Here is a 26,226-nt window from a genome sequence, read left to right as displayed (position 1 = left end):
GCTAACGTATGCCTTACGGTCATCGTCTGGTCCTTCCCGCCATCAATTTCACTTATCCATCAATGGCGATACTAGGCGGTGACCCCTTTCAACACCCCGCAGGGAACAGGGCCTCATACACCAACCTTTGGGACATAACCTGTGTTGTGTGAAGATTGGCTCACAAAGTGGGTGGTTGGGGTTGGTTCCGAGATGGTGTCCCGCACTCATACGCTCGCTCTGCGCTCACGCCTCACCCTCGCCCCCGCACCACGACACGCCCACTCACTTACGAAGTTTCAGATTTTCCATTACGTTAAAACGATGCGTGTCACGAGACACTGCGGCTATTTTTGTAGATTTCGCCTTTCATTGATGCAGCTTACGCATCTCGTTCATCAGGCATGTCGAGGAAAATCAACGGATTCGGGATTTCCCGGTCCGGGCTTCACTGTCTGAATTCACGCCCGTTTCGGCAACAACCTCATACGGCAAACGCGACGATAATGCGCGCAAACCCGGCGATTGTGTCGAAACGATGAGCAAGAAGCAACAAAGAAACAGCAAAAAGCAAAACGCAGCAAACAACGAGCAGCGTCAAGCGCTGAGAGAGAAGAAAGGACAACACGTGACTTCGACCATCAGACCTGGCCGTGTTCTTTTCGTGGCTGGATTCGCCACATTCCTTGCCACATTCAACGAAACATTCCTCAACGTGGCATTGAATCCCATTATGCGGGACATGTCGGTGAACGCCGGCATTGTGCAATGGGTGACGACGGCATACATGCTCGCCGCCGCCGTGATGGTCCCGGTCGCAGGATTCCTGTACAAGAAAGTCCGCACGTCACGTTTGATGGCGCTGTCTCTGGTTCTGCTGGTCGCTGGCAGCATTATCGGCGGAATCGCGCCGAATTTCGCGATTCTGGTTGTGGCGCGTGTCGTGCAGGCGCTTGGCACCGGTATGATCGTGCCGGTCGGCATGAACTTGACGCTTGCTGTCGCGCCGAAAAACAAGATCGGCGTTTACATGGGCATCATCGGCGCGATGACCACACTCGGCCCGGCGTTCGGCCCGATTGTGGCGGGTGCGTTGCTGGCGCACGGCACGTGGCACACACTGTTCTTTGCGCTTGCCATCTTGTCCGTAATTTGCTTGGTGTGCTCGGTCCTGTGGGTCGGTGACATTGCGCAGCTGACGCATCCGCATATGGACGCCCTTTCCGTGATGCTCGCGGCCATCGGCCTGATCGGCCTGCTGTACGGCGTGTCTACGGTGTTCTCCGGTCAGCTGGTTGCCGCTGTTGTCGCTCTGGTTATCGGCGTGGCGGCGCTTGTCGTATTCGTGCTGCGCCAGCGTCGTATTCCTGAGCCGTTCCTGAATCTGGAGCCGTTCGGCAACCGCGCGTTTGTACTGGGCGTGCTGCTGGTGATCGCCGCGCTGATGACGGTCTTCTCGATGAATATTCTGCTGCCGTTGTTCATGGAGAGCGCGCTTGGTTTCACTCCGTTGCAGGCGGCGCTCACACTGCTGCCGGCGTGCCTTGTGTCGTGTGTGCTCTCGCCGGTGGCGGGCAAGGTGTTTGACCGTTTCGGCGTGGGCTGGCTGGTGAGTGTCGGCATGGCGGTGATTGCGTGCTTCGTGCTGGCGTTGTCGTTTACTGGCGGTTCGACGACCAGCGTGCGGATTGTGCTGCTTTACGCGCCTGCGATTGCCGGTTGTGCTTGCGTGATGGGGCCTGCGCAGTCGTATGCGCTGTCCAGCCTTGACCGCCGGATGTATCCGCATGGCGTGACGATTGTGTCCACGACTTTCCAGATTGCCGGTTGTGTGGGTTCGTCCGTGTTTGTTGGGATTCTGTCTGCGGTGTCCGCCGCTCATGAGGCGTCTGGCGAGTCTGTTGCGGTCGGTACGGCTGCGGGCTTCGATATCGCGTGCCGTGTCGCATTTGTGGTGGATGTGCTGGGCTTTATCGCTGCGCTTGCGCTCGCTCGGGTTGAGGCTAAGGCGAAGGCGGCCGTGGTTGCCGGCGTTGAGGTTTCCGAAGCGCGCGAACAGGATTTGGAGCATGCCGGTGAGCCGTCGCTTGCTGATGCGATGAAGCGTGATGTGTATGCTGTCACCGCCGCCGACAGTGCTTACGATGCGCTTGTGGTGATTGTGCGAAACGGCACGACGGGCATTCCGGTGCTTGATGAGCATCATCATGCTGTCGGATTCGTGACGGATGGCGATATTATGCGCACGCTGATCGGCGATACGAATGACAAGGCGTCGATGGCGTATGTCTATGCGCTGTGGGTGCAGGGTGACAAGTTCGCGCATCGTGTGGCTGGTTTGCGTCAGACCAATGTGATGGAGATTTGCACGCATCGTGTGGTCACGGTGAATGAACATGCCACGATCCGTCGCGTGTGCGAGATGCTTGCCGGCAATCGCATCAAGAAGCTCCCGGTTACCGGTGGCGAGGATGGCAAGCAGGTGGTCGGTGTGATCAGCCGTTCCGATTTGATGCGGTACATGGTCACTACGGTTGCGCCTGCGGATGAGTGACGGGCGCTGACGCTGATTGCGATTCCTCTTCCCGAACTGGTTGCGCGCAGTGGGCTCGGTGGTACTGAGCCGCTATGGCTGGCGCGCATCCCAAAACGGTTGTGTTGACTGACCTTTTGCCGTAACCGGTTCGGGGGAGGGGTTCCGCGGTTGATTGCGGTGTATCACATCGCGGAGCTGATTGTGCGAAGAGAAAGAGAAACCCGGCGGGGAGAAGAGAACCGCCGGGTCAGAGAGAAGAAGAGAAGGGATTGAGTTATCGGGTTTGCGCCCGGTCAGCGGATGTCCGCTGACGGTTTGCATACTACCGGGCAAGTCATTGAATACGCCTGTGTTTCTCTGCGAATTAGCTGAGAGTCGTCGCCTGTGGCTGGCATTCCGTCGAAGCGAAACGAAACGTGGCTGCGGCTCATGGCGGGTTGCCCTTGGCGATTGCGCTTGCCGCGGATGATTCGCGCCCGACGATTCGCCGCGGGTGATTCGCCGCGGGCGGTTCCCCGCGGGATTCCCGACAAACAATCCGCAACCGCCGTCCGGCGCGACACACCATATGTGCCTGACTCGCGTAGCGTCCGCAAACTGATACCATGGCAGAAGTCGCGCACATGCGCGTTGCGATAATTGAATCTCATAACTGAATATGTCATCTTTACGCCGTGTATCGGAGGCGCTTGTCCCGGGGTTCAAGTCCTGGCACCAACAACGCAGTCGGTGGGTTAACAAGGCGTGATTGCAGAACCGGGTGCAATCATCTTGCATCCGGCCCCGTATACGAGCGTAAGGAGAAACGATGAGACGCATCATCGATCTTTGCAAGCGAGTACCGCTTCTTCCAATCACCATCATCAGCGCGTTGCCGATTGCGTTGCTGTGGGGTTTCCGGCCGTGGGGCCATTCCCTCGGCTCCCTTGACCCGTCACTGGGCCAGTACATTATCATCGCGTTGGTCGCGTATACCGTCGTAGACACGATTATCGGCATGGTGGATGATTTGCGCCACGGTCACGTCGGTGTCGATATTCTCGCGGTGATCGCGATTCTGTCCACGGTCGCCGTGGGCGAGTACTGGGCGGCGTGGACTGTCGTGCTTATGGTTTGGAGCGGCGAGGCGATTGAGGAATACGCACAGTCCAAGGCGGAAAGCAACCTGACTGCGCTGATCAAGGCTGCCCCGCAGACCGCGCATGTCGCCGCACTGCCGGGTGTCGGCTCGGCGGCAGGCAGGGCGCAGCATAGCGAGAACGGCTTCCATAAGACCGCAGGCGCGACAAGCGCCGACAACGCCGACAACGCCGACAACGCCGACAACGCTGACAACGCCGACAACGCCGATGACTCCCATCCTTCAACAGCTCCGGCGACCGATGACGGCAATGTGCACTTCCGCACGATCCCCGTCGAAGAAGTCAAACTGGATGACGTGCTGACCGTACTCCCCGGCGAGACCGTCCCCGTCGACGGCGTGCTGATGAGCGGCCAGGCCACCCTCGATTTGAGCAATATCAACGGCGAGCCGGTGCCGCGTGAGGTTTTCGCCGGCGCCCGCGTCATGTCGGGTGCGGTCAACGGTTCGACCGCGTTCACCATGCGCGCCACCCAGTTGTCGCACGACTCCCAGTACCAGCGCATTCTCGAACTTGTTGCGTCCGCGCAGAATTCGCGTGCGACCGTCGTGAAAACCGCGGATATCCTTGCCGTGCCGTTCACAGTGATTTCGCTGATCATCGCATGCGTGGCGTGGGGTGTGTCCGGTGTGCCGACGCGGTTCGCGCAGGTGCTTGTGCTTGCTACGCCGTGCCCGCTGCTTATCGCCGCCCCGGTTGCGTATATGGCAGGTACCGGTCGCTTGGCGAAGGCTGGAATTCTGATTAAAGCCCAGGATATTTTGGAGAATCTTGGTCGCGTTTCGCATATCTTCTTTGACAAGACCGGCACGCTGACAGTCAAGCAGCCGCAGGTCGTGCGTGTTGATTTGCTGCCGGATGCCGGCGCCGGAATCCCGATGCACGTCACCGAAGCCGGAACGGTCGCCATGGTGGGCAGCCCGGCAGGAGACGCCGCTGGCGCTACTGCGAATACCGCTGCTACCGGGGTCGCCGGAGGTTCAGGGGCCGATGCCGCTGGAACAGGAGCAGGCTCCGCCCACGCCCGCCTCGACAAGGATCACATCCTCATGCTCGCCGGAGTCGTGGAAACCTACTCCGTGCACATCCTCGCGAAAGGTATTGTGAAGGCTGGGTCGGCGGCGATCGACCGTTTGCATGACCGTTTCGACAAGGGCAACCGCAACTGCGCGCAACCAGCGACCGATCCGGGGCATCGCCGTGGTGATTACCCGGTCGTCAAGAACATCCACGAGGATGCCGGCAAGGGTATTACCGGCACCGTTAATGGGCTGGACGTCAGCGTCGGGCGTTTCGCATATGTCACGCAAGGTCAAGTGGACGCTGGCTTGCAGCCTGAATCCGCTACACCGCTCGATTTCTTCCCGGACAGCCGGTACGGCGGTCTCGCCCCTGATGAGATGGCCACGTATGTGGCGGTGAACGGCAAGCTTGCGGCTCGTATCGTGATGAAGGATATTCCGCGGCCGAATGCGAAGGAATCATTGCAACGCCTGCGCGATTTGGGTGTCGGGCGTCTGACGATGGTGACCGGCGACAAAGAGCCTAGCGCCCGTATCATCGCTGACGAGGTCGGTATCACCGACGTCCATTCCGAGCTGCTGCCGGAAGACAAGGTGAATACCGTCCGTTCCGCCGCCCAGGACAAGGTTGATGCGCAGCCGTGGTGGGATCGCATCATTCAGAAGTTGGTCGGCGAGTCGACCACGCGCCCGGTGTCGATGATGGTTGGCGATGGCGTGAACGACGCCCCGGTTCTCGCGGCTGCCGATATCGGCATGGCGATGACCGACGGCACGACAACCGCTGCCTCCGAATCCGCGCAAGTGGTCATCATGAACGACGACATCGCGTGCGTGCCGAAGGCGATCGCGATTGCACGGCGGACCAAGCGCGTCATGCTGCAGGCGGTGATTGCCGGCTTGTCGCTGGCGATTGTGGGCATGGTGTGCGCCGCGTTCAATCTGATTCCTGCGGTGGTCGGCGCGTTCTTGCAGGAGCTGATTGACGTGGTGTCGATCCTGTGGGCGCTGACCGCGCTGCTCGATCGCGAGTAGGCGGCTCGGAGGGGGTGCTGGCTCTTTCCGCACCTCTTCCGTGGTGCGACTGTCCGGTCGCATGGCGGGCGGATGCATGGCTGGGTTCCGCTTGATGGGTTGATATCTGTTCCGTCGTGTAACCGGCTGGTTGCACCGCAGGCAGATAGGTGACGTAATCCGGCGCTGGTAACTGGTACTTTGGCGCAGCGCAGCACAGTACGGCACGGTGCTGCGCCGTGCCGTACTGCGACGAGCTCGCCTTATCGGACGACGGGGTTCGCCTTGTAGAACCGTGCGATGGAATCTTTACTGATTGTCCGATTGCAAGGCTCGGCCGGTGACAGTCCAATGCGGGCATCCTGCCAAGGCGCCTCGTTGTGCGTGCGTTCGCTGAGCTGGTTTCCGGTTTTTGCCGCGAGCTGCCCGCACACCACGTCGATAAGCGTTTTCTCCTCGTCAGTCAGGCGAGGCGCGCCATTGGGAAGAGACTGGTCAAGCTCCCCGGCATGGATGAGGAACAAGTGACGGTGGAGATTGAACAATACCGGTGATACAGGCCCGTTGCGCCATGCCTGGAAGTCTTCGTCAAAAAGCGGAATACCACGTTTGGACAGTGATTGGGCCTGGGAGTAGAAGCACAGTTTCTCGAGCTTCATGGTGCTCATCGTGCCGTTATTCTGGAGTATGTATGCTGCGACGTCGGTTATCGTTGTCATGCATCCTCCCCTCTGATGTTTTCTCTGTGTTGTTCTCTGCGTTGTTGTTCTGCGATGCGTTTCTGCGATGCGCTACGTACGTTACGATTGCCATTATCCGGAATCTTTGGGACATCCATCATAGCGTGCCGAGGTGGATAAAGCAATGTGTGGAATCGGAGGTGACGATGAACGTCAGCCGCAGGAAGGCGACAGCCGCGGGACATGTTTTGCGCAACTGCCCGCCGGAATCGCAAGAATACCAAGACGCGATAGCGGTCATGCTCCAGTGGAGAGAGCAGCACATTGTTCCGACCCAAGAGAGTTTCCGGCGGCTTCTCGAGATTTCCAAGGAAATTCCGGGGAGTGTGGCAACGTACCGTTTGAAACGCCAGTCGTCGATCCTTGCCAAACTAACTCGCCGCGGCAACGATTTTGAGCTCGGCGCCATCGACGATATCGGAGGCTGCCGGCTTATCGTTGATGACATGCGGCAGGTCGAAGAAGCCTGCCGACGGATGCGTGACCTGTTTCCGGAAGCAAAGCCGCCCAAAAACTACATTGAATGCCCGGAATCCAGCGGATATCGAAGCTATCATGACGTTGTTCAAATGCGCGTCGGCGAAGGGAAGAGATCTCTTCTTTACCGTGTCGAGATACAGATTCGCACCAAGCTTCAGCACTACTGGTCGACGACCGTGGAAGCAGCAGGAGAAATATACAATCTCGACCTCAAAACCCCGAAACCCGAGGAGGATTGTTCCGAAGAGAAGGAGAGGCGCATACGTGACTCTCTTCGTGTTGCGTCTGCCATTTTCGCCATGAAAGAGGGGACGCCGATGCCGATACAGTTCAAAGGCGCGGACAAGGCGCAGCTTGCCAAAGCAGTCCGCTCTTCATCTGACTTCGAGACGTTGCTGGACGATCTTGAAGCGTCGGATGACACGGTTTTCCCCGTATCGTGGGCAGACGCCGTGCGTGCTGAAGGGGCCGGACTGTATCTCTTGGAGTTCTCCCGGACTGAACAGATCCTCAACATGCGCGCGTTTCCCGCAGATGCCTCGGATGCGCTTGATACTGCCGTCCTTGCGTATCAGAACGCTGAGAATGCCGGCAAAGATGATGGGTCGGCTCCATTCGACAACGTGGTCCTCGTCTATGCGCGGAACCCCGACCAGCTGAAACTCGCCTACCCGAACTACTCATCTAATGTGCAAGCGTTTGTGATGCAGGTGAAGAATTTCATGCAATGACGGATCTTGCCGCAGGCGCTAATGCATGGTCACTGTGTGATTTCGCAGGGCATGGCATCGGATCCTGCCCGGTTGGTCAAGGGCGTGGCTGTCGTTTCTGACATCGGACATACACGGCGGTGGGCTGGGGTCGGGTTTCCTTTTTGCATCCTTTCGGCGCGGTGCGACTGATTGGTTGCGCGGCGCTCGTACATCTTCCGCAATTACCGAGGTTGCGTTAGGCTGGAACGCATGGTTGACCAACATGATGACAAGAATGGACTGCGGATTGCAGTGATCGGCGCCGGCCCGGCAGGCGTCTACTCGTCGGATATCTTCCTGCGCCAGCTGCGCAAGGAAGGTGAGAAACTCGGCGTGGGCACGGACGCCCGTATTGACTTGTTCGAGAAACTGCCGGTGCCTTTCGGCCTGGTGCGTTACGGTGTCGCCCCGGATCATCCGAGCATCAAATTCATTGCAGACGCGCTGGAGAAAACCCTCGATAATCCTGACATCCACCTGTATTGTGATGTGGAGTTTGGCAAGGACGTGACGCTGGACGATCTGCTGCAGCGCTATGATGCCGTGCTGTTCGCGACCGGCGCGGTCAAGGACAAGCCGCTGAATCTGCCTGGCGCAGACCTGGACGGCGTGTATGGCGCCGCAAAATTCGTCGAATGGTACGACGGCTACCCCACCGGCGCCCGCACGTGGCCGCTGGACGCACAGCAGGTCGCCGTCATCGGCGGCGGCAATGTGGCCATGGACGTCGCCCGCGAGCTCATGCGCAACGCCGACGATCTCAAGGCCCGCACCGATATCCCCGACAACGTGTACGAGGGTATCAAGGGCAACAAGGCGCGCGAACTGCACCTGTTCATCCGTCGTGGCGTCGCGCAGGCGAAGTTCTCCGTGCAGGAGTTGCGCGAGATGGAGAAGCTGCCGGGCGTCCAGCTGATTATCAACGAGGACGATTTCGAACTTGACGACGACACCATCGAGGAAGCCGGCAAGAACAAGCTGACCCGTCAGATGGTCGAGGAGCTGTACGCGATCCGCGAAATGGCCGAAGACATGGAAGATGACGGTGACGTCGATTTCGAAGGCAACCCGGCGGACCGCAAGTACTACGTACACTTCAATTCTGCGCCGACCGAGGTGCTCGGCGAGGACGGCAAGGTCAAGGCGATTCGCGTGGAACGCACGGAAACCGGTGCCGACGGCGTGATGCACCGCACCGGCGAGTTCACCGACTACCCTGTGCAGGCCGTGTACCATGCCATCGGCTATCAGCCGGCCACCGCGCCTGGTATTGCGTATGACGAGCGTCACGCGCACCTGGCGAACGCGGGCGGCGACGGCCGTATCACCACCGAGGCAGATGGCGGCGACGTGCGCGACCGCCTGTACGCGACCGGCTGGGCGAAGCGCGGTCCGGTGGGCCTGATCGGCTCCACGAAGTCTGACGCCCTGATGATCGTCACCAACATGCTCGAGGATCTGTCGAAGGCCGCCAAGGGTGGTCGCATCGCCCCGGACCGCGATCCCGAATCCATCGACCGACTGCTTGCCGAACGCGGTGTCAAGCCGATTGATTTCGCCGGATGGAAGCGTATCGACGCGTTCGAACGTTCCGAGGGTGCGAAGGAAGGTCGCGAACACAAGAAGGTCATCGAGCCTGAGCAGATGCGTGCGCTCGCTCACGCCGAGTGACATTACCGAGTACACAGATCGGGTAACGCGGTTATGTTGTGTCGTCGGGTAACGCTGCCGGTCCCAATACGCTGCACACTGAGCTGAAGGCGTAGCGTCACAGAACCCCATCGGCATAACCTCAAGAAACGGCGGTGTCGCAACGTTTTTTGCACGTTGCGGCACCGCCGTCGCGTATCTGGAACAGCCATCGTGCCGTCCATCAAGCGCGTATTCAGAAAAAACTCAGTGTCGGCTTTTAGTGTGAACACCATGAACGGCAACATGAAGGTGCATGGTCACTGCAACGGCTTGAAAACAGTCTTTCTGTTTGGGCTGATGTGGGCAATCATCATGCTGATTTGGTGGCTGACCGGCGCGAGTCAGGACACGCTGGTGGTGTATCTCGTCATTGGCGTGGCCAGCACATTCATCTCATACTGGTTTTCGGATCGCATCTCCATCGCATCGATGGGCGCGCGTCATGTCTCCGAGCAGGAAGCGCCTGAACTGTACCGGATTGTGCGCGAGCTGTCCGCCCGCGCCGGCAAGCCCATGCCGCGTATCTACATCGCGCCGACCATGAGCCCCAACGCGTTCGCGACCGGCCGCAACGAACATCACGCCGCCGTCTGCTGCACACAAGGCATCCTGCAAATTCTCAATGAACGTGAACTGCGCGGTGTGCTCGGCCATGAGCTCATGCATGTGTACAACCACGACATCCTCACCTCGGCTATCGCATCCGCCATGGCGACGGTCATCACGTATCTCGGCTATGCGCTTATGTATTTCGGCGGTGGCGATGACGATGACCGCGATTCCGGGCCGCTGGGCTTCCTGGGGGTCATATTGAGTGCGATTCTCGCGCCAATCGGGGCGTCGCTGATCCAGCTTGCGATTTCTCGGACACGTGAGTACGACGCCGACGAGGACGGCAGCAAGCTGACCGGAGACCCTGAGGCGCTCGCATCCGCGCTGTACAAGATTTCGTACGGCGTCAAGGAACATCCCATGGCCGCGACCGCTGGAAATCAAAGCACCGCAGCCATGATGATCGAAAGCCCGTTCAGCGAGGCAGGCTTCCAGAAGCTCTTCTCCACCCATCCGCCGACCGCCGACCGCATCAACCGGCTGATGCAGATGGCCCACGAAATGCACGGCGCCGCCGTCACCATGCCGGGCGAGACCCCGCAGGTGCCCTACCAGCAGACCGCCCAGCCCGCTTACTCCCAGTACGGCCGCTGACTATCGACGGTAAGGTGGGTGCCGGGCGTCGGCAGAAGCTTCTGCCGACGCTGATAATTGGGCGGTTGTGACGGCTTGGTGCCGGCGAGCCGATTATCGCGTTCCGGCGATTTCTTCGATGGTAGGCTGGATGGCTCGTGTTCGTGCCGCGGCCATCTTGACCGGCAGACGCACGCGATGACAGCGAATGTGGATGAAAGGATTCGGCCGTGGCACAAACTTGGCGACAGGAAGTTCAAGAATCCCAAGACATCCAAGGACTTCCCAGCGACGTTGCGATTAGCGACGTTGCAATTGATGACGCCGCTATCGGTGTCGCGACCGGGCAGACCGCAGTACAGTCCGCCACGCATGCGATTTCGCGGCATCGCACGTCAATCGGCATTGTATCGCTCGCGCTTGCGGTCGTTGCGCTTGCCATCGTCGAAGGTCTGATATTGCGGTCCAATACGGCGGACCATGTCGCGGAAATGCGGCTGATTCTTGCCGCGGGCGCGCGTTGGGCGGCGTTCGTGCCGGCAGCGCATACCATCGCCGTATGCTTCTCCGCGGTGGTGGCCGTGCCGGTGATTGTCGTGCTGCTTGGCGTGATTTGGGCGGTAACGCGCAGCGCCGGGCAGATGTTGCGGGGGCTGGCTATGGCTGCGTTGCCGATGGCGGTCGTCGGCCTTATCAAGACGATTGTTGACAGGCCGCGGCCCAGCACTGCTCGCGGCGCATTGATGCCCGACCCGAGCTTCCCCAGCGGGCACACAGCCTGCTCGGTGGTGATTGTGTCGCTCGCGCTGTTCGCCTTGCATGTCATCGATGCGCGAATCAATGATTCCCGCGGGCTGGCTGGCACGGCAGTGCAGCCGTCGCAATCACTGCAATCGCCGCTCATCTGGCGTGTTCTGCGGACCGTGCTGACGGTCATTCTGGTCGTCGTGCCGTTCATCGTCGCGCTGTCCCGCGTGATTTACGGCGTGCACTACCCGACCGACGTGTGCACATCGCTCGTTCTGACACCCGTTCTCGTGTGGTGCGTGTACCGGTTGTGCGATCCCGCGCGGTGAGTGGTGCGAGTGCGTCGGGCGCGGTTGATTGTGTCGGCACGCGAATCGCATCGGCGGCTGCCGGTATGATGGCAAACGCCAATCGGCACAAGGCTTTGGACAGGAGATATCATGCAGCGTGACATCGTGAAGGACAGGACGTTCCTCGCCCGGAAATCAGCGCCCGCGACGGCGGATGATACGGCGGTGATCACGGACCTGCGCGACACCCTCGCCGCGCATCATGACGATTGCGTCGGCATGGCCGGCAACATGATCGGCAGTTTGACGCGCATCATCATCGTTACGATGGGTGAAAAAGACGTCATTATGGTCAACCCTGTGATTATCAAGCGCTCCGGCATGTACCTCACGAAGGAGGGGTGCCTGTCGCTGGAAGGCGTGACGCGGGTCAAGCGGTACGAGAACATCACCGTCGCCTGGCAGGATGACTCCTTCCACAGGCATGTGACCAGCTACGCCGGATGGGTTGCACAGATCATCCAGCACGAGGTCGACCACCTCGACGGCATTCTGGTGTGAGTTTGGCGACGGGCGGTGGTTGCGGTTAGCTGCGGTCGGTGTGTGAGGATTCGCTCACATACTGGTGGTCGGAGGGCACGGAACTGGCTGATGTTGTCTGTCGGGCGTCAGTGTGCGAGCCAATCCTCACACAATGACCTGTGACCGACCGGAATCGGGCTGACTGGAATGGCATGGGCGCCGGAATGTGAGTGGATCCTCGCACGATGCCGGTCAGTGGATTGCCGGCTCATCGACTCATCCGATTATCGGTCGTTCGTATCCGTGCCCGCCATATTCGCTCGCGCTCGCGCCCGTCGCGAGAACCACACGTTGAGCAGCGAGCCAGTGACCACAAGCACCACGCCAATCCAGAACGGCAGCCCGAGCGCGACACCCAACAGCAGGGTGCTGGACGCGGTCGAGAACACCGGCGTCGCATAGGATCCGATCGCCAGCGTTTCCATGTTGCCGTGCAGCATGCCGTACCCCCAGCACGCGTATCCGCCGGCAATCGATACCGCGCATGCAATCAGCGCCAGATACCCGCCGATTCCAGGGGCTTGCGCAGGCAGCCCGTCACCGGAAGTGAAGTGGATGATCCACAGCGCGACGGCAACACAGCAGAAGAATATGGTCGTCCCGTCGTAACCGCCGGACATTGTCGGCGAGATTGCCGCGTATACCGACCAGATCAACGCCCCGGCGAACGCCAGTGCAAACGGCAGCGGATTCGACGTGATATTGCGCAACGCCGACTGCACGTCCAAACTGTTGCCGCCGACCGCCATCGCGACACCGACCGTGGCGATGATCGCGCCGGGCAGCGCCTGCCAGAGCGCGCCTTGCCGTTTGGACAGCGCCGCAGTGAAGAGCACCAGCAGCGTCGGCCACAGATAGTTGACCAAGCTCACTTCGACGGATTGTTCGGCGGTGGCGGCGAGGCCGATGGACAGGGAAATCGAAGCCTCGTACGTGACGAACATGAGGCCGCCGAGCAGGAGGTAGCGGCGGGGCGCTTGGGAGAGCGGTTTCGGGCGTCGGGTCAGTAGCAACAGAATGCCGCCGACGGTGTAAATCAGGGCTGAGCCGAGAGTCGCGCCGAACGCGTCCGCGACGAGTCGCACCAGACCGGCCATGAAGCCCCACAGGACGATGGCGAACAGGCCGATGATTGTGCCGCCGTGCGAGATCGCATGGCCGAGCAGCGGATTGGTGACGGTTGGTTGTGGTGCTGGATGCGGTGTGGGTTGTTCGGGTTGTGTGGGTTGCACTGATTGTGTGGGATGTGTAGGCTGCGCTGACAGTGTGGACTGCGCTGCCGGTTTTCCCGTCGATCGTGCTTCTGCAAGTGCGGTCGTGTCTGAAGCGGCTGACAGTGTCGTGGCAGTATTCGAGGGCAAAGCATCCGTAGACACCGCGTCCGTTGACGGTGCCGGGGCCGTTGGCGTTGATGGTGTCGTGCCTGTTGGCGTTGACGGTGCCGGGGCCGTTGACATTGACGGTGCCGCGCCCGCTTGCGTCCGCGTCCGCGCTTGCGTCTGCGCTGACGATGGCAGGGTGCGTGCGGTGCCTTGATCCGTCATGTCCTGGCTGCTCCTGTCTTCTGTCTCCTGTCAAGGATGTTGGGCGCGTATGTGCTGAGACCGGGCTCTGCTGGCATTGGGCGCGTTGGTGTTGGTGTGCAACGGATGCGGCGGAACGGGACGAGCGAGGCGCGGACATCATCGCTATAGCAACTGTACCGCCCGGGTATGCACGCAGAGTGACGACAACCCGACCGGCAGGCGAACAATCAGGCGAAACTGCCGGTCGAAATTGCTGGGCGAGCTATCAGGCGGCCGACTAGACGAATGCGAAGGCGACCAGTCGGACGAGCCGTGCCGCGTTACTGCCGTTTCGTGCTACTGCCGTTTCGTACGGGACTGCCACCACCAACCGACGATGTCAAGAATCATACCGGCCGCCACGATGATGATAATCAGAACGTCGTGATCCCTGACGCCGAAGACAATCAGCAGTGCGCTGAGCGCAATCTGCGCGATGAACAGGCCTTTGTTCATAATCCCTCCAGATGTCGTGTGTTTCAACGAGCGTGGTATTAGCGAGCGTTGTTTCAACGCTAGTCCTAGGGGTTCGGCGGCGGCGTCAGCGTCCCGGGTAGTGGTCCCGCGCGGACAGGATGCACAGGTCGCCGTCCGCGACCATGTAAATCAGTCGATTCGCTGAATCGATACGTCTGCTCCAAGCGCCCTGGAAGTCCCATTTCAGCGGCTCCGGCTTGCCAATGCCCTCGAACGGCGAGCGTTGCGCGTCCCGGATGAGGGCATTGATTCGTTTCAGCGTGCGCTTGTCTTGGGACTGCCAATACAGGTAATCTTCCCAGGCGTCATCCGTCCAACGGAGCATGGGTCAATCCTTGGTGATGTCGTGCTGGGCGGCTGCCCCTTCGCGAATCTGCTCCATGCCGCGCTGAACTTTGTTGCGCAGATACTGATTCTGGTACACCCGGAGCGTTTCCATGAGGGAATCGTAATCAGAAGCGCTCATGACGACGACGTTGTCATGCTCATCCTTGTTCGTCACCAGCAGCATGTCCGCGTCATCGTTGACCCGGCGCATGTAGGATTTCAGGTCTTTGCGGAAGTTCGTATAGGCGACTGCGGTGACCATCTTCGTCCTTTCTAGGCATTCCTGCATGGGATGCTGTACGAGATGCTGTACAGAATACTGTACAGCATAGCAGTGATGGTGGTTCGCCGCAAGTCTTGGACTGGTAGGGCGACGCTGGCTGTGAAGTTATTGGACAGAGCCGCATACGCTCGACACCAGGGCGAATGAGTTTGGATCGAAGAGTGCCGGTCTGCGGTGTTCCGCGCTGCGGAGTTACGAATGGTGCGGCTCCGCGCGGACAGGGGTGCGTAAATCGGCGCGCTGTGGTAAAGTGCTTATTTGTATGTGCGGCTGTGCTGCGCATCTGCGGATGTAGTTCATCGGTAGAATGGAAGCTTCCCAAGCTTCAGAGGCGGGTTCGACTCCCGTCATCCGCTCTCGCGATCGCGGTGCCGGTTCGGTGCCGCGATTTTTTGTATGGTGACAGGCCCTGATGCCAGGGCGTCGCGGTCTCCGCACGGCTGCTGCCTTTCCAAACTGGTTACGCTGGGAGGCCTGTGGGCGTAGCTAGTTTGTGTCTTCCTACAAACTGGTTACGATGGCGGGTTGCTGGGTGGCGCTGGTTTGTGTGTCTTTCCAAACTGGTTACGCTGGGAAGCTTGTGAGCGTAGCTAGATTGTGACGCGGTGAGCGGGCGGTTGGATAACAAACGGCTCACGCCTCGAGTGACATATCCGAAGGAGTGCGCCCGTCTCACGTCGCCGGTGTCCGTCGCACACTGCGGTTGTGTGAGAGAATCCTCACACAACGGTGTGTGGAAGGTGTCGGTTTTTCTGGTTGCAGCGTTGGATGTCGCCCGGTTTGTGAGTGAATCCTCACAAAGTGGTGGTTGGAGGTGCCGGTTTTCTCGGTTTCGGTTTCGGTTGCCGTGTTGCCCACTGTGTGAGTGAATCCTCACACCGCACGGCGGCATCGGCTGATGCGACGTTGACAACGCCATCGAACCGTTGCGTATGTCGCGACATGCGCAACGGGGCAGTCGGGCTCGAGATGTGGGGATTCGGCCGGCGACTCCGTTGGTTGCGTATGCCGCGACATACGCAACGTCGCGGATGAGGTCGGGGCAAGGCGGTAGAGGTACTTATCTTGCTCGTCCTGTATGTCACGGCATACGCTCCCCCATGAGATACCGTGCTGTGGTGGTCACACTGCGGGGGATTGGGAATGTTGCGTATGTCTCGGCATGCGGTATCCGCAAGATGGCGTTGACTTGGGGCGCCCCGGTTGGGATGTCGGCCGTTGCGCATGCCACCACATGCGCAACGGCTTCGGTTCGTTCGCTCAGCCCGGCTCGCTCAGCTCGGTTTGATATGGCGCGTGAGAGCGCAGTCGTGCGAGCGTCCGGGCGCCTTCACCGCCGTTTGTTGCCGCCATGTCAACGGTCGCGCGCGTCGTGCGGGTCGCGCGGGTCAGGACAGCGGTCGCCCGCGTCGCGCCGCCGCTGCGAGTCGTTGCGGCAGTCGCATCACAGTCCCGTCGGGCATCGTCACCTCGGTGAGCTGTTCGGGTTGAGCTTTCCAATGCGCTCGCCGGGAACGGGTCCGCGAGCGTGACATGCGGTATTTTGGTGTTGCCATTAGCCTTGTCTCGCTTTCCATCGTGGATTCTTCTTGTTGATGATGTAGATGTGGCCGCGTCGGCGCACGACGATTGAACCGTCTTTGCGTAGAAGGGAGCGCACGGATGACTTGACTTTCATGATTGCTGGCCTTTCTTGTCGGACTGATTGGCGCTGAGACCGTACCGTCTGCGGAATCGCTGCACTTGCCCCGCGGAATCGAGGACGACCGTTTTGCCGGTATAGAACGGGTGGGATGCACTGGTCACGTCTGCGTTGACCAGCGGGTACGTGGCTCCGTCGGTCCAAGTGATGGACGGTAGCCGGTCGGCTTGCCCGGCGAGTGTGGAACGGGTCAGGAAGGTCTCGCCTGTGGTCTGGTCGCGGAATACAACCGGTCCGTATGTCGGGTGGATGTCTGGTTTCATGGCTTTCCTTGTTGAAAATGATTGTTCGATTGTCTGGTTGATTGATTGTCTGATTGTTTGGTTGTCTGGTTGTCTGGTTGTCTGGCGGTTTGGATGGAGATGTCGGTCTGTCGCGTGTCGTCATGCGTCGGCATACGGCGGGGCGTGGCCAGTAACCATGCCGGTCAGCCACCCCTCCCGCAACCAGCCGCGAAATCAGCTGTTCGCGGGAGGCGCGACCTTTACCAACTTGATTTCACGACACCAGGCAGCTCTCCGCGATGTGCCTTATCGCGCAAGTTGATGCGAGACAGACCGAATCTCCGGTTGAATGCGCGCGGCCGCCCGTCGATGGCATCTCGGTTGCGCAGTCGTGTGGGGCTGGCATCACGCGGGAGCGCGTGCAGCCGGCGCATCGCTTCGTCGCGTTCGTCTGGGCGCAGATGTGGATTGACTGAATCGTGTCGGTATGCTGCCCGGCGTTCGGCGTATGCCGCGACGGTGCGTTCGCGTTGCCGTTGTTTGGCGATGAGGCTGCGTTTGGCCATGTCAACGGACCTCCCTGAACATCACTCGCTTACGTAGGACGGGGTCGAATTTGAGCAGTTCGAGGCGGTCTGGTGTATTGCGGCGATTTTTGGTCGTTGTGTAGGTTGATCCGGTGCCTGCGGTGGATCGCAGGGTGATAACCGGCCTGATATCAGTGGTTTTGGTCATGATGGCTTCCTTTCTTGTGTATTGCTGTTGTCGCTCGATGAGCTGTTGTGGTGTCAGCGTGAGGGTGACGGCGCGTGGTGATGGTGACGGCGCCGGGTTATGGGCGTATCTCGCCGTTGGCGATCAGCCTGCCGATGACCGCATCGATGCCATGCTTGTCGATGGTTTTCATGCCGCGCGGTGTCAGCGTGAGGGTGACGCGTCGCCCGAGTGAGGGCACGAAATAGCGTTTGCGCTGCAGGTTCGGTTCGAAGCGGCGCCGGGTTTTTCTGTGCGAGTGGGATACGGTGTTGCCCTTGCCGGCGTGGGTGCCGAGGACTTGACAATATGTGCTCATGTGCTTCATTATAGATATTGAGAATCATTATCGTCAAGTGATTGCAGAAAGGTCGTGCCATGCCACGCCATCCATCGTTGCCATCATGGGGAAACGCCGAAGCCGAAATCCCACACGTCAATCTCGTTCTGCTAACCGGAGTCGACCGTCTCGCTCTCGACGCCGTTGCCTTCTCCCTGGCGGATTCGCACTCGAACGTGCGCGTCGCCGCCTACGACGTAACGCCCGACCCCGACTCGCCAACCGGCCTGTCCCTGGCCAGAACCATCTGCGAGCCCGGGGACGACAGCAATCTGCTCGGCGGTGACGCCACCATATTCCCCATGGATGATTGCTGTCTGACCTGCGCTTGCAAGCATGATCTCGTGCGTGTGATGACTGCTGCCGCCGAATGGTCCGGAACCATGCTCGCTGTACTGCCAGTCGGGATTGAAGGGACTGCGGTCGCACAGTATCTCGCTGACAGTTCAATGCTGGGCGATCTGCCGTGTGCAGTTGACACGATTCACGTCGCCACGGCAGTCGGCATGGACGGCTTCGAATCAAAGCTCTTCGATGATGACCGGCTCGTCATCGCTGGGACGACAGACGACGACACCGTACTCGACGCACGCTCAACCGGCGTCGTACAGGCGCGACTCATCCGCGAAGCCGCACACGTACTCATGCTGCCGACGCTCGCGGCGGATGGCGCGGGTTTGGACGGCGCGGTCCTATCGTCCGGGCGGGATCGTGAAGAAACCGAACGATTATCCGCAATCGTTGCTGCGCTCGCCGACCCGGCCGCCACCATTCACGCGGACGCCCACTGTACCGACCTGCACGCGCTGATCGGGGACGTGTGCACGCCGCCGCGAGTCCGAGTTTGATGTTGCTTGACAGGGGCCGGCGGCTGTCAGCGCTTGTCGCCCATTGCGCTGGCCTGTGTGCGCCAATCCTCGCACAACGGCCGGTGGTGAGTGGGAAACGGGCTGATTCGGGTGGTTCGGGGTGTCAGTGTGTGAGCGAATCCTCACACGGAGGTACTTGGAATCGTCAGGCTTGTTGATTTCAGGTGCCGCACCGCCCATTGTGTGAGCGAATCCTCACAAAGACACGCTTTGGGTGGCCTGATTCGCTGATTCGGGCGCTCTTACCGCCCGGCGTCGAACCGGTCCATGATTCGCAGTTGTGCGCTCCACGGCAGGAATCGCGCGGCGAACAGTCCGGCTTTCACCTGCCAGGTTGGCACGATGATAAGCTTGCCGGCCAGCGTCTTGTCAATCGCATACCGCGCGACCGCACGACTGGACGCCCCCGGCGTGAGGAACTTCCCGCCCGCGGTCGCGTTGAATCGGGTTTCAACTGGTCCGGGGCACAACGCGCTTACGGTGACGGGCACGTGGTCGCGCCGCAGTTCTTGCGCCACGGCGAGCGTGAGTTTGAGCGTGTAGTTTTTCGTCGCGTAGTAGGTGGCGAGGCGTGGCCCGACGAGGAGTCCGGCAGCGCTGCACACGTTGAGCAGGCGGCAATGCCCGTCGTTCTTGAATTTGCGCACGAACAATTTGGTGAGGATATGGTAGGAGACCACGTTGAGATTGATCATGTCCAGTTCGCGATCTAGCGGAGTATCGGTGAAGTCGCCGAACAGGCCGAATCCGGCGTTGTTAACGAGCAGGTCGATACGTTCGTTGCGGTACTGTTCGAACAGTTGCTCGCATGCGTGACGTTGCGACAAATCAAGGGTGACGGTTTCGATGGTGATGGTCTTGTTGCCGTGCGCGGCGGCGATTCGCTGCGCTTCTTGCGCGACGGTGTCCAGGCGCGCTTGATTGCGGGCGACGAGCGCGAGGTCGTATCCGAGTTCGGCGAGATACAGCGCCATGTCGCGACCTAATCCGCTTGATGCTCCGGTGACGATTGCTTTCATTGCAGCTCCTTGTTCTGTTTCTGCCGGCGCTGAGAGGGTTCTCAGTGTCGGCAGTGGGTTGATGGTAGCCGTCCTGAGACCCGGTTTGTGAGTGAATCCTCACACAACGGTATGTGGCGGGCGGGAAATTGGCTGATGTTGGTGTCCGAGGTGCCGTTGTGTGAGCGAATCCTCACAAAGTGGTGCTGGTGTGACAGGCGCGCTGGCTGATTCAAGCCCTATGAGTCATGGTTTGTGAGCGGATCCTCACACGATGGTGTGTGGGCTGGTGGCACGCTGACTGGTTTCGGTTGCTGTGCTACCCGGTTTGTGAGTCGATCCTCACACGGTGGGGTGTGGAGGTGTCGGTTTTGCTGATTTCGACGTTCGTACTACCCGGTTTGTGAGTCAATCCTCACAAAGTAGTGGTTGGAGGTGGCGGATGGGTTGATGCTGGTCGCCGTGTCGCCCGGTTTGTGAGTGAATCCTCACAAAGTGCGCGGTGAGCGTCGGTGGTGGGTCGGGGTTCTGCTTCTGCCGATGCTGCCGGGTATCTCAGTGTCGGCAGAAGGTTGATAGGACGCCGCGAAGCCGGGACGCGCCGGGACTCGCTGGGACGGAACGCCACGTAACTGTGACGCCGCGCCGTGACGCCGCACTGAGACGTCACGGCTGCGCAGCCGCAACAACACGCATCTTGACTGAGCCGGGACGCGCCGGGATGGGACGCGCAGCCGGCCCTCAACCGCCTACTTGAGCCGTCGTCCTGCCGACCCGAGCCGTTCGCACGCCTCAACCACGCGCCGCGCCATCGAATCCTCGGCCTCACGCCCCCATGAGCGCGGGTCGTAGAATTTCTTGTCGCCCACTTCGCCGTCAATCTTGAGCACGCCGTCATAATGCGCGAACATGTGCCCGGCAATCGCCCGCGTGAACGCGTACTGGGTGTCGGTGTCAATATTCATTTTGACAACACCGTGGCTCACCGCTTCGGCGATTTCCTCGGCGCTGGACCCGGACCCGCCGTGGAACACCAACGGGAACGGCTTGTTTTCAGGCACATCGCCCGCGAAGCCGCGCCCTGGAGTGTGCCCGGTGATGCGCCCGTCCATCACGGCGGCAGCGACCTCGTTCTGAATGTCACCAAGCAGTTCCGGCCGCAACTTGACTACGCCCGGCTTGTACGCGCCATGCACGTTGCCGAAGGTGAAGGCGGCCATATACTGCCCGTTTTCGCCTAGTCCGAGTCGTTGCGCGACGGTTACGCCATCCGCAGGCGTCGAATAGAGTTTTTCGTTGATTTCGGCGCGATGCCCGTCTTCTTCGCCGCCGACCGCGCCGATTTCAATCTCAAGCACGGTGTGCGCGGCTACTGACTTGGTGAGCAGTTCCTCGGCGATGTCGAGGTTTTCGGCGAGTGGAACCGTCGAACCGTCCCACATGTGTGATTGGAATGACGGCTCTTTGCCGTGCGCCACTTGGTCCGTTTCGATGGCGAGCAGTGGCCGCACCCACTCGTCCAGATACTGTTTGGCGCAATGGTCGGTATGCAGGGCGACCGTGTTCGGGTATTTCGCGGCGACTTCGTGCGCGAACGCGGCGAATGCGAGCGAACCGGTGACCCGGTCGTTGACTCGTTGCCCGGAGAAGTACGCGGATCCGCCGACGGAAACCTGGATGATGCCGTCGGATTCGGCGTCGGCGAGACCTTGGAGCGCGGCGTTCAACGTTTGCGTGCTGGTCACGTTGATGGCAGGGTAAGCATAGCCGCCGCGACGCGCCGCATCGAGCATCTCGGCATACCGTTCAGGGGTTGCAATAGTCATGGTTCCATTATCGCGCATGGGATCCCGGGGAGCCGCGCGGACGCGTCGTGTTGTGCGGCGTGTTGTTTTTGCGTAATCGCTACACAAAGGGGCGGGCATGTGTGACAATACCGTATCAGGATTATGAGGACGGGAAAGTCATGAAGGAAGTTGAAGAACTCTCGTTCGGCGACAGTGCCACCGGCGCAAGCGAACGCAAACGCCACCCGTGGATTGGCAAGCTGATTGCCGTGCTGATCGTCATTGTGCTGGTTGCGGTATGCACGGGCGCGTGGGCTTGGGAGGCTAGGTTGCGTCATATCATCGTGTTCGTCAATGGGCAGCAGGTGGAGATTTCGGCGGGGACAACGGCGAAGCAGCTGTTGGATGATCATGACGATTTTGGCGCTCATCCCGGTCGTTTGATGGCGGTTGATGGCAGTATGCTCAAGGCGAATGGCGGGCATCCGGTTCAGCTCAAGGTTGATGACAGTCTGGTCGACCCTGCGGATTGGGGCAATACCCGGTTTTCCGGCAACGCTGATATTTCAGTGGAATCAGGAGGAGACGTGGTCGAGGGTCATGGAATCGACTATGAGCCGATTCCGTACACGGTGTCGGTCAATATCAAAGGCAGTGTCATCCAGATGGTGAAAACGCGGGGCAAGGATGGCAAGCGCGAGATTTGGGTTGGTGACGTTTCCAAGAAGCGCATCACGAAGCGGGTCATTACTCAACCGGTTGATGCGCAGATTGTCGGCGTATCGCCGCGTCCGCAAGGTCATAAGGTAATCGCGTTGACGTTTGATGACGGCCCGAGCGATCAGTACACTGCCCCGATTCTTGACATTCTCAAGCAGAAGGGCGTGAAGGCGACGTTCTTCGACGTGGGCCAGTATTCGGTGAAGTACGCGTCTTTGGAGAAACGCATGGTGGCGGAGGGTCATGAGGTCGCCAGCCATAGCAATACGCACCCGTATATGCCGAAGATGAAGCGTGCCGCATTGCGTGCCGAGATTACTGCCGGGTTCGCCAATATGAAGAAGGCGTCGGGCGTGAGCACGCGTATGATGCGCTCGCCGTACGGTTCGTTCACGGTGGATCAGTGGAAGGACGTGTACGACCTGGTTGATTACAACGTGCTGTGGAGTATCGATACGGAGGATTGGCGGCGTCCGGGCGCGCAGGCGATTCATGACGCGGTGCTCAACCACGCGTACAACGGGGCGGTGGTGCTGATGCATGATGGTGGCGGCAATCGTGATCAGGATATTGAAGCGCTGCCTGGCATTATTGACGATTTGAAGGCGCAAGGCTACGAGTTCGTGACCATCAGCGGGTTGTTGAAGCTTGCCGGCATCAGCGCCGCCCCGGTGGCTGATAAGAGTGGTGACGCGAAAAAGTAGGGCTGCCGCTGTTGTTTGCAGGTGTTTGCAGGTGTTCGCTGGTGTCGCAGGTGTTGCGGCCGTGTTTTCCCAAACTGGTTACGCTGGGACGCCTCTCAGCGTAACCAGTTTGTGTTTTCCTGAACTGGTTACGCTGAGGCCTTTCTTGGCGTAGCTAGTTTGTGTGGGCGGGGTGGTTGCTGGTGGTTGCTGGTGTTCGCGGGGGTTGCGGTTGTGTTTTCCAAACTGGTTACGCTGGGACCCCTCTCAGCGTAGCCAGTTTGTGTATTCTCACCTTCTGCCGACGCTGAGCGGGGTGTAAGCGTCGGTAGAAGGTAGGGGGCGCAGGCGTCTGTGGATGTTGTTGCGAGCTGACGGCGCCCGCCAATTGGTCACGCACTGAGGGACCAATTCGACAGCGGTTCTGATGGCTGATTCCTTGATAGGAAAGTCCCGTCGCTGACTTGCTTACAAACTGGTTACGCTGGAACGTCTCTCAGCGTAGCTAGTTTGTGTGGGTGGGGCGGTTGCGGACGTTTGCTGGTGTTCGCAGTGTTCGTGGGTGTTTGCATGAGTTGCGGCTGTGTTTTCCAAACTGGTTACGCTGGGACGCCTCTCAGCGTAGCCAGTTTGTGTATTCTCACCTTCTGCCGACGCTGACGGCACTGTGAGCGTCGGCAGAAGGTTGGGGGAGGTGACTTGCGCCCCGTTGTCCCGCTTCCTACCCAGCCCTCCACCACCGCCCGGTAGAGGGGATACGGTAATCTGTGGGCGGCGGAATCATGCGTTTTGCGGAGGTGCATTATGCCCGGAATCATTCTTATCGGCGCTCAGTGGGGCGATGAAGGCAAAGGCAAGGCGACCGATCTCATCGGCTCGCATGTCGACTATGTCGCCCGCTTCAACGGCGGCAACAACGCGGGCCATACCGTGGTCGTCGGCGACGAATCCTACGCGCTGCACCTGCTGCCCAGCGGCATCATCAGCCCGAACGTGACCCCCGTCATCGGCAACGGCGTGGTAGTCGATCCTGAAGTCCTGTTCCAAGAGATCGATGGCCTGGAAGCCCGTGGCGTGGACTGCTCGCGCCTGCTGGTCAGCGAGTCCGCACACGTGATCGCCCCCTACCATCGCACCATCGACAAGGTGACCGAACGTTTCCTGGGCAAGCACAAGATCGGCACCACCGGTCGCGGCATCGGCCCGGCATATGCCGACAAGATCAACCGCGTCGGCATCCGCGTGCACGACCTGTTCAATGAGAAGCACCTGCACGACAAGGTCGAGGCGAGCCTGCACCAGAAGAACCAGATGCTCATCAAGCTGTACAACCGCCGTCCGGTCGACGTGGACCGCACCACCGACGAGCTGCTCAAGCTCGGCGAACGCCTCAAGCCGTATGTGGCGAACACGTCCCTCGTGCTCAACAACGCGCTCGACGCGGGCAAGACCGTCCTGTTCGAAGGCGGCCAGGCCACCATGCTGGACGTGGACCACGGCACCTACCCGTTCGTCACCTCCTCGAACCCGACCGCCGGCGGCGCCTGCACTGGCACGGGCGTCGGACCGACCAAGATCAACCGCGTCATCGGCGTGTCCAAGGCGTATATCACGCGCGTGGGCGAAGGCCCGTTCCCGACGGAACTGTTCGACGAGCAGGGCGATTGGCTGCGCGAACAAGGCCACGAGTACGGTGTCACCACCGGCCGTCCGCGTCGCTGCGGTTGGTTCGACGCGGTTGTCAACCGCTATGCGGTGCGCGTCAACGGCCTGACTGATATCGTGCTCACCAAGCTTGACGTGCTCACCGGCCTCAAGGAAATCCCGATTTGCGTCGCTTACGACGTGGAAAACCCGGACGGCACGCACACCCGGTATGACGACATGCCTGTCGATCAGGCGGCCTTCACTGCGGCGAAGCCGATTTACGAGACCATGCCCGGCTGGAACGAGGATATTTCCCAGGTGCATGATTTTGCTGATCTGCCCAAGACCTGCCAGGATTATGTCAAGCGTCTCGAAGACCTGTCCGGATGCCGGATTTCCGCAATCGGCACTGGTCCGCAGCGCGACCATATCATCTCGGTGCGCTCGCTGATCGACTAGTTCTGACGAGTTTCGACGGGCTTTGACGAGTTCCGTTTCACGGCATGCCGACCGGACCGGAGGCGGGGCGCAGAAGCGTCGCGGCTCCGGTCCGGCATAAGAGGCATGTTGACCATCTGGAGAGCATTCCGGAGGCCGTAAGCGGCCGTATAAAAGGGCGCCAGAAGAAGGAAGAAAACAGTCATGGCACAACGTTCCCCGCTCGCCGACCCACAACTGTATCTGGTGGTGTTCGTCGGCGGTGCGATCGGCACCTGCGTGCGCTATCTGCTGGGGTTGGCGATACCCCAACAGGCGGCGGGATTCCACTTCGGCACGCTCGCCGCGAACCTGCTGGCATGCTTCGTATACGCGGGATTGAGCGCGTATCTGGCGCAGGCCGATTGGATTCGCCCGCGCGACCGCGAATTGGTCAATCGTGGTGCCGGCATGGGTGTGTGCGGCGGATTGTCAACCATGTCCACCCTCGCGCTGGAAGGGTTCACCGGCATCCTCGGCGGGCAGACGTGGCAGGCATTGCTGTACTTGCTGGCCAGCGTGGTATTTGGCCTGCTGGTCGCGTTCGCGGGCGTCTGGTGCGCCGGTCGTCTCGCCGCCGGGCATCGCCGCGCGCAATATGCCACGGCTGCCGCCATTCCGAGCGATTCCATGAGCGATCCGAGCGATCCGAGTAGCTCAGTCAATCCAAGCGGATTCGCCGAAACGAACGCCCCCATCACTCCCGCCAATCCTGAAGAACAGGAGGCACAACAATGACATCGTTCCTGATCGGCATGGCATTGTGCCTGATGGGCGGCCTAGGTGCCGTCACCCGCTTCGTGCTCGACACAGCAGTCAAACAGCCGTGGTCCCGCCTCCCCAACAACGCGGACAAGCATACCGCAACCGTCCACGCCTTCCCGCTATCCACCCTCGTCGTCAACATTGCGGCATCGCTGCTTGCCGGCATTGTCGCGGCGGCTTTCGTCTACCACGGCGACCCGTCCAGCCCGTGGCGTCTCCTCCTCGCCACCGGCTTCCTCGGCGGATTCTCCACCTTCTCAACCGCCATCAACGAAAGCGTCACCCTGCTGCGCAACGGCAAACGCGCCGTCGCGGCAGCCAACATCGTCCTCGAATACGTCGTCCCGCTGCTCTGCGTGGCGCTCGGCTGGTGGCTGGCGGCGGCACTGTGAACGACGTACACGCCACCGCAGACCGTCTGCTCACATCCTTCGCCCGTCTCAAATGG

The 26,226-nt window shown here is 60.2% G+C and carries 25 protein-coding genes and 1 tRNA gene; 13 read left to right on the top strand and 13 right to left on the bottom strand.

Translation table 11 applies throughout. The features are described 5' to 3' along the window. Nucleotides 1–607: 607 nt before the first annotated feature. Both DSM100238_RS08480 and DSM100238_RS08475 read left to right on the top strand, forming a co-directional pair. A complete protein-coding gene (locus DSM100238_RS08480) occupies nucleotides 608–2,533 on the top strand; it encodes a DHA2 family efflux MFS transporter permease subunit (RefSeq protein WP_167511124.1) in 1,926 nt (641 codons plus the stop codon). Between the two features lie 790 nt (nucleotides 2,534–3,323). Next, entirely contained in the window at nucleotides 3,324–5,714 is a 2,391-nt protein-coding gene (locus DSM100238_RS08475) for an HAD-IC family P-type ATPase (RefSeq protein WP_152356222.1), read from the top strand. 242 nt (nucleotides 5,715–5,956) lie between these two features. Here DSM100238_RS08475 and DSM100238_RS08470 read toward each other — a convergent pair whose 3' ends face one another. Next, a complete protein-coding gene (locus DSM100238_RS08470) occupies nucleotides 5,957–6,412 on the bottom strand; it encodes a Panacea domain-containing protein (protein ID WP_152356221.1) in 456 nt (151 codons plus the stop codon). A gap of 149 nt (nucleotides 6,413–6,561) precedes the next feature. Here DSM100238_RS08470 and DSM100238_RS08465 point away from each other — a divergent pair, with 149 nt between their 5' ends. From DSM100238_RS08465 to DSM100238_RS08445, 5 genes are all read left to right on the top strand, one after another. Then, nucleotides 6,562–7,644, top strand: a complete 1,083-nt coding sequence (locus DSM100238_RS08465; protein WP_167511123.1) for a RelA/SpoT domain-containing protein — start codon at nucleotides 6,562–6,564, stop codon at nucleotides 7,642–7,644. A 231-nt stretch (nucleotides 7,645–7,875) separates the two neighbouring features. Continuing rightward, a complete protein-coding gene (locus DSM100238_RS08460) occupies nucleotides 7,876–9,336 on the top strand; it encodes an FAD-dependent oxidoreductase (RefSeq protein WP_152356219.1) in 1,461 nt (486 codons plus the stop codon). Between the two features lie 252 nt (nucleotides 9,337–9,588). Beyond that, a complete protein-coding gene (gene htpX, locus DSM100238_RS08455) occupies nucleotides 9,589–10,563 on the top strand; it encodes a zinc metalloprotease HtpX (RefSeq protein WP_152356218.1) in 975 nt (324 codons plus the stop codon). Nucleotides 10,564–10,772: 209 nt separating this feature from the next. Next, the gene (locus tag DSM100238_RS08450; protein ID WP_152356217.1) at nucleotides 10,773–11,618 is read left to right on the top strand and encodes a phosphatase PAP2 family protein; all 846 of its coding nucleotides are present in this window, start codon (nucleotides 10,773–10,775) and stop codon (nucleotides 11,616–11,618) included. A 111-nt stretch (nucleotides 11,619–11,729) separates the two neighbouring features. After that, nucleotides 11,730–12,140: a peptide deformylase gene (locus DSM100238_RS08445; RefSeq protein ID WP_015449613.1), complete on the top strand. Its 411-nt coding sequence runs from the start codon at nucleotides 11,730–11,732 to the stop codon at nucleotides 12,138–12,140. Between the two features lie 245 nt (nucleotides 12,141–12,385). Here the strand turns inward: DSM100238_RS08445 and yddG are convergent, their stop codons facing one another. The 4 genes from yddG to DSM100238_RS08430 all read right to left on the bottom strand — a co-directional run bounded on the left by yddG (nucleotide 12,386) and on the right by DSM100238_RS08430 (nucleotide 14,792). Then, nucleotides 12,386–13,393 (bottom strand): aromatic amino acid DMT transporter YddG, encoded by a 1,008-nt coding sequence (yddG, locus tag DSM100238_RS08440; protein WP_152356216.1) that lies wholly within the window; start codon nucleotides 13,391–13,393, stop codon nucleotides 12,386–12,388. A gap of 630 nt (nucleotides 13,394–14,023) precedes the next feature. Continuing rightward, the gene (locus tag DSM100238_RS09380) at nucleotides 14,024–14,182 is read right to left on the bottom strand and encodes a hypothetical protein (protein WP_167511122.1); all 159 of its coding nucleotides are present in this window, start codon (nucleotides 14,180–14,182) and stop codon (nucleotides 14,024–14,026) included. Nucleotides 14,183–14,267: 85 nt separating this feature from the next. After that, on the bottom strand, nucleotides 14,268–14,528 hold the full coding sequence (locus tag DSM100238_RS08435) for a Txe/YoeB family addiction module toxin (protein ID WP_152356215.1): 261 nt from the start codon (nucleotides 14,526–14,528) through the stop codon (nucleotides 14,268–14,270). A gap of 3 nt (nucleotides 14,529–14,531) precedes the next feature. Next, nucleotides 14,532–14,792 (bottom strand): type II toxin-antitoxin system Phd/YefM family antitoxin, encoded by a 261-nt coding sequence (locus tag DSM100238_RS08430; protein ID WP_152356214.1) that lies wholly within the window; start codon nucleotides 14,790–14,792, stop codon nucleotides 14,532–14,534. Between the two features lie 306 nt (nucleotides 14,793–15,098). Between DSM100238_RS08430 and DSM100238_RS08425 the strand changes: the two genes are divergently transcribed. Continuing rightward, nucleotides 15,099–15,169: transfer RNA gene (locus DSM100238_RS08425), tRNA-Gly, on the top strand. Nucleotides 15,170–16,201: 1,032 nt separating this feature from the next. Here DSM100238_RS08425 and rpmF read toward each other — a convergent pair. The 6 genes from rpmF to rpmB all read right to left on the bottom strand — a co-directional run bounded on the left by rpmF (nucleotide 16,202) and on the right by rpmB (nucleotide 17,811). Further along, nucleotides 16,202–16,369 carry a 50S ribosomal protein L32 gene (gene rpmF / locus DSM100238_RS08420; RefSeq protein ID WP_152356213.1) on the bottom strand — a complete coding sequence of 56 codons (168 nt, stop codon included), beginning with the start codon at nucleotides 16,367–16,369 and terminating at the stop codon, nucleotides 16,202–16,204. Further along, the gene (gene ykgO, locus DSM100238_RS08415) at nucleotides 16,369–16,491 is read right to left on the bottom strand and encodes a type B 50S ribosomal protein L36 (protein ID WP_152356212.1); all 123 of its coding nucleotides are present in this window, start codon (nucleotides 16,489–16,491) and stop codon (nucleotides 16,369–16,371) included. Before ykgO ends, rpmF begins: the two co-directional genes overlap by 1 nt. Then, a complete protein-coding gene (locus DSM100238_RS08410) occupies nucleotides 16,488–16,778 on the bottom strand; it encodes a type B 50S ribosomal protein L31 (protein ID WP_152356211.1) in 291 nt (96 codons plus the stop codon). Before DSM100238_RS08410 ends, ykgO begins: the two co-directional genes overlap by 4 nt. Nucleotides 16,779–16,999: 221 nt before the next feature. Then, entirely contained in the window at nucleotides 17,000–17,305 is a 306-nt protein-coding gene (rpsN, locus tag DSM100238_RS08405; RefSeq protein WP_152356210.1) for a 30S ribosomal protein S14, read from the bottom strand. Nucleotide 17,306: 1 nt separating this feature from the next. After that, entirely contained in the window at nucleotides 17,307–17,474 is a 168-nt protein-coding gene (rpmG, locus tag DSM100238_RS08400) for a 50S ribosomal protein L33 (protein WP_152356209.1), read from the bottom strand. 97 nt (nucleotides 17,475–17,571) lie between these two features. Next, nucleotides 17,572–17,811, bottom strand: a complete 240-nt coding sequence (gene rpmB / locus DSM100238_RS08395; protein WP_152356208.1) for a 50S ribosomal protein L28 — start codon at nucleotides 17,809–17,811, stop codon at nucleotides 17,572–17,574. A gap of 59 nt (nucleotides 17,812–17,870) precedes the next feature. On the opposite strand from rpmB, the gene DSM100238_RS08390 reads away from it, so the two are divergent. After that, a complete protein-coding gene (locus tag DSM100238_RS08390) occupies nucleotides 17,871–18,680 on the top strand; it encodes a hypothetical protein (RefSeq protein ID WP_152356207.1) in 810 nt (269 codons plus the stop codon). A gap of 263 nt (nucleotides 18,681–18,943) precedes the next feature. Here the strand turns inward: DSM100238_RS08390 and DSM100238_RS08385 are convergent, their stop codons facing one another. Continuing rightward, nucleotides 18,944–19,720, bottom strand: coding sequence for an SDR family NAD(P)-dependent oxidoreductase (locus DSM100238_RS08385; RefSeq protein ID WP_152356206.1), 777 nt, complete (start codon nucleotides 19,718–19,720; stop codon nucleotides 18,944–18,946). Nucleotides 19,721–20,448: 728 nt separating this feature from the next. Further along, nucleotides 20,449–21,525, bottom strand: a complete 1,077-nt coding sequence (fbaA, locus tag DSM100238_RS08380) for a class II fructose-bisphosphate aldolase (RefSeq protein ID WP_152356205.1) — start codon at nucleotides 21,523–21,525, stop codon at nucleotides 20,449–20,451. Nucleotides 21,526–21,626: 101 nt separating this feature from the next. Between fbaA and DSM100238_RS08375 the strand changes: the two genes are divergently transcribed. The 4 genes from DSM100238_RS08375 (at nucleotide 21,627) to DSM100238_RS08360 (ending at nucleotide 26,170) form a co-directional block, all read left to right on the top strand. Next, nucleotides 21,627–22,910: a polysaccharide deacetylase family protein gene (locus DSM100238_RS08375; RefSeq protein WP_240812417.1), complete on the top strand. Its 1,284-nt coding sequence runs from the start codon at nucleotides 21,627–21,629 to the stop codon at nucleotides 22,908–22,910. A gap of 783 nt (nucleotides 22,911–23,693) precedes the next feature. Next, a complete protein-coding gene (locus tag DSM100238_RS08370) occupies nucleotides 23,694–24,995 on the top strand; it encodes an adenylosuccinate synthase (RefSeq protein WP_152356204.1) in 1,302 nt (433 codons plus the stop codon). A gap of 183 nt (nucleotides 24,996–25,178) precedes the next feature. Further along, nucleotides 25,179–25,751: a fluoride efflux transporter FluC gene (locus DSM100238_RS08365; protein WP_152356203.1), complete on the top strand. Its 573-nt coding sequence runs from the start codon at nucleotides 25,179–25,181 to the stop codon at nucleotides 25,749–25,751. Then, nucleotides 25,748–26,170 carry a fluoride efflux transporter FluC gene (locus DSM100238_RS08360; RefSeq protein ID WP_152356202.1) on the top strand — a complete coding sequence of 141 codons (423 nt, stop codon included), beginning with the start codon at nucleotides 25,748–25,750 and terminating at the stop codon, nucleotides 26,168–26,170. Before DSM100238_RS08365 ends, DSM100238_RS08360 begins: the two co-directional genes overlap by 4 nt. Nucleotides 26,171–26,226: the final 56 nt, after the last annotated feature.

Source organism: Bifidobacterium apri (assembly GCF_009299485.1).
GTDB classification, from domain to species: Bacteria; Actinomycetota; Actinomycetes; order Actinomycetales; family Bifidobacteriaceae; genus Bifidobacterium; species Bifidobacterium apri.
Note: the sequence above shows the minus strand (reverse complement) of the source record. Positions and strands in the feature narration are given on the sequence as shown.

What these genes read in the sequence shown, in the direction of transcription:
- DSM100238_RS08475 (WP_152356222.1), top strand. Translation starts at nt 3,324, where the DNA reads ATGAGACGCATCATCGATCTTTGCAAGCGAGTACCGCTTCTTCCAATC.
- DSM100238_RS08470 (WP_152356221.1), bottom strand. Translation starts at nt 6,412, where the DNA reads ATGACAACGATAACCGACGTCGCAGCATACATACTCCAGAATAACGGC.
- DSM100238_RS08460 (WP_152356219.1), top strand. Translation starts at nt 7,876, where the DNA reads ATGGTTGACCAACATGATGACAAGAATGGACTGCGGATTGCAGTGATC.
- htpX (WP_152356218.1), top strand. Translation starts at nt 9,589, where the DNA reads ATGAACGGCAACATGAAGGTGCATGGTCACTGCAACGGCTTGAAAACA.
- DSM100238_RS08445 (WP_015449613.1), top strand. Translation starts at nt 11,730, where the DNA reads ATGCAGCGTGACATCGTGAAGGACAGGACGTTCCTCGCCCGGAAATCA.
- DSM100238_RS09380 (WP_167511122.1), bottom strand. Translation starts at nt 14,182, where the DNA reads ATGAACAAAGGCCTGTTCATCGCGCAGATTGCGCTCAGCGCACTGCTG.
- DSM100238_RS08435 (WP_152356215.1), bottom strand. Translation starts at nt 14,528, where the DNA reads ATGCTCCGTTGGACGGATGACGCCTGGGAAGATTACCTGTATTGGCAG.
- DSM100238_RS08430 (WP_152356214.1), bottom strand. Translation starts at nt 14,792, where the DNA reads ATGGTCACCGCAGTCGCCTATACGAACTTCCGCAAAGACCTGAAATCC.
- rpmF (WP_152356213.1), bottom strand. Translation starts at nt 16,369, where the DNA reads ATGGCAACACCAAAATACCGCATGTCACGCTCGCGGACCCGTTCCCGG.
- ykgO (WP_152356212.1), bottom strand. Translation starts at nt 16,491, where the DNA reads ATGAAAGTCAAGTCATCCGTGCGCTCCCTTCTACGCAAAGACGGTTCA.
- DSM100238_RS08410 (WP_152356211.1), bottom strand. Translation starts at nt 16,778, where the DNA reads ATGAAACCAGACATCCACCCGACATACGGACCGGTTGTATTCCGCGAC.
- rpsN (WP_152356210.1), bottom strand. Translation starts at nt 17,305, where the DNA reads ATGGCCAAACGCAGCCTCATCGCCAAACAACGGCAACGCGAACGCACC.
- rpmG (WP_152356209.1), bottom strand. Translation starts at nt 17,474, where the DNA reads ATGACCAAAACCACTGATATCAGGCCGGTTATCACCCTGCGATCCACC.
- rpmB (WP_152356208.1), bottom strand. Translation starts at nt 17,811, where the DNA reads ATGAGCACATATTGTCAAGTCCTCGGCACCCACGCCGGCAAGGGCAAC.
- DSM100238_RS08390 (WP_152356207.1), top strand. Translation starts at nt 17,871, where the DNA reads ATGCCACGCCATCCATCGTTGCCATCATGGGGAAACGCCGAAGCCGAA.
- DSM100238_RS08385 (WP_152356206.1), bottom strand. Translation starts at nt 19,720, where the DNA reads ATGAAAGCAATCGTCACCGGAGCATCAAGCGGATTAGGTCGCGACATG.
- fbaA (WP_152356205.1), bottom strand. Translation starts at nt 21,525, where the DNA reads ATGACTATTGCAACCCCTGAACGGTATGCCGAGATGCTCGATGCGGCG.
- DSM100238_RS08370 (WP_152356204.1), top strand. Translation starts at nt 23,694, where the DNA reads ATGCCCGGAATCATTCTTATCGGCGCTCAGTGGGGCGATGAAGGCAAA.
- DSM100238_RS08365 (WP_152356203.1), top strand. Translation starts at nt 25,179, where the DNA reads ATGGCACAACGTTCCCCGCTCGCCGACCCACAACTGTATCTGGTGGTG.
- DSM100238_RS08360 (WP_152356202.1), top strand. Translation starts at nt 25,748, where the DNA reads ATGACATCGTTCCTGATCGGCATGGCATTGTGCCTGATGGGCGGCCTA.